Annotated in this window: 2 protein-coding genes; both read left to right on the top strand. The window is 72.0% G+C overall.

The window, feature by feature from the left end:
- The first annotated feature begins 135 nt into the window (after window positions 1-135).
- The gene (locus GT354_RS11025; RefSeq protein WP_161356105.1) at window positions 136-1,452 is read left to right on the top strand and encodes an L-fuconate dehydratase; all 1,317 of its coding nucleotides are present in this window, start codon (window positions 136-138) and stop codon (window positions 1,450-1,452) included.
- Window positions 1,449-2,099: SDR family oxidoreductase (locus tag GT354_RS11020; RefSeq protein ID WP_161356104.1), on the top strand; the 651-nt coding region annotated here is incomplete at its 3' end. The genes GT354_RS11025 and GT354_RS11020, both read left to right, overlap by 4 nt.

The following is a 2,099-nucleotide window of genomic DNA, read 5'->3' as shown; positions in this document are numbered from 1 at the left end:
GGAGCCCACCCCGTTCGCGTCGGCCGGGCCGCACGGCCGAGAACCGAGGAGCCACACGTGACCCCGCACCACCCGAACGGCGTGAGCCGGCCCGCCCCTCCCGCATCACGAACACCCCACGTCGTCACCGAGCTCGTGACGTCGGACATCCGCTTCCCGACCTCCCGGGAACTGGACGGCTCCGACGCGATGAACCCCGACCCGGACTACTCGGCCGCCTACGTCGTGCTCCGCACCGACGCCGGCGACGGTCACGAAGGCCACGGCTTCTCGTTCACCATCGGGCGCGGCAACGACGTCCAGGTCGCCGCGATCGACGCGCTGCGCCCGTACGTCGTCGGCAGGCCGCTGGACGAACTGCTCGGCGACCTCGGCGCGTTCTCGCGCTCCCTGGTCGGCGACAGCCAGTTCCGCTGGCTGGGCCCCGAGAAGGGCATCATGCACATGGCCATCTCCGCGGTCGTCAACGCCGCGTGGGACCTCAAGGCCAAACGCGCCGGCAAGCCGCTGTGGCAACTGCTCGCCGACCTGACGCCGGAGCAGATCGTCGACCTCGTCGACTTCCGCTACCTCGGCGACGCGCTCACCCGCGAAAACGCGCTCGACATCCTGCGCCGCGCCGAACCCACCCGCGCCGAGCGCGCCGAGACGCTGCGCCGCCGCGGATATCCCGCCTACACCACGTCGCCCGGGTGGCTGGGCTACGACGACGACAAGCTCGTCCGGCTGTGCCGCGAGGCGGTCGCCGAGGGCTTCACGCAGATCAAGCTCAAGGTCGGCGCGGACCTGGCCGACGACATCCGCCGCTGCCGGATCGCCCGCGAGACCGTCGGCCCCGACATCCGCATCGCCGTCGACGCCAACCAGCGCTGGGACGTCGACGAGGCCGTCGAGTGGATGAACCGGCTGGCCGAGTTCGACCCGCACTGGATCGAGGAACCCACCAGCCCGGACGAGGTGCTGGGGCATGCGGCGATCCGCCGGGCCATCGCCCCGGTCAAGGTCGCCACCGGCGAACACGTGCAAAACCGGATCGTGTTCAAACAGCTGCTCCAGGCCGAGGCGATCGACTTCGTCCAGATCGACGCCTGCCGGGTCGGCGGCGTCAACGAGAACATCGCGATCCTGCTGCTCGCCGCCAAGTTCGGCATCCCGGTGTGCCCGCACGCCGGCGGCGTGGGCCTGTGCGAACTCGTCCAGCACCTGTCGATGTTCGACTACGTCGCGGTCAGCGGCCGCATCGACGACCGGGTGATCGAGTACGTCGACCACCTGCACGAGCACTTCGTCGACCCGGTCGTCATCGCCGACGGGAACTACCAGGCGCCCTCCGCGCCCGGCTTCTCGTCGACGATGAACCCCGCGTCGATCGCCCGATTCCGTTACCCCGACGGCGAGTTCTGGGTCGCCGACCGCGCCGCGCAGCCGCATCTCGTGGAGGTGTCCGCATGACGTCCGCTCTCGACTTCACCGGCCTCAAGGCCCTCGTCACCGGCGGCGCGTCCGGCATCGGCCTGGCCACCGCGCGGATGCTGACCGCCCGCGGCGCGACCGTGGCCGTGCTCGACCGCGACCCCGCCGCCCTGGCCGGCGACCCCGACCTGTCCGTGTTCACCGCGGACGTGACCGACGACGCGTCGGTCGTCGCGGCCGTCCGAGCCGCCGCCGGCCTGCTCGGCGGCCTCGACATCCTCGTCAACAACGCGGGCATCGGAGCGGCCGGCACCGTCGCGGACAACGACGACGCCGAATGGCACCGGGTGTTGGACGTCAACGTCGTCGGCCTCGTCCGGGTCACCCGCGCGGCGCTGCCGTATCTGCGCGAGTCGGCGCACGCCGCGATCGTCAACACGTGCTCGATCGCGGCGACCGCGGGACTGCCGCAACGCGCGCTCTACTCCGCCTCCAAGGGCGCGGTCCAGTCGCTGACCCTCGCGATGGCGGCCGACCACGTCCGCGAAGGCATCCGGGTCAACTGCGTCAACCCCGGTACCGCCGACACCCCCTGGGTCGGGCGGCTGCTCGACGCGGCCGACGACCCGGCGCGCGAGCGGGCGGCCCTCGACGCCCGCCAGCCGATGGGCCGGCTCGTCAGCGCC

Source organism: Streptomyces sp. SID3343, assembly GCF_009865215.1.
Taxonomy (GTDB): domain Bacteria; phylum Actinomycetota; class Actinomycetes; order Streptomycetales; family Streptomycetaceae; genus Embleya.
Note: the sequence above shows the minus strand (reverse complement) of the source record. Positions and strands in the feature narration are given on the sequence as shown.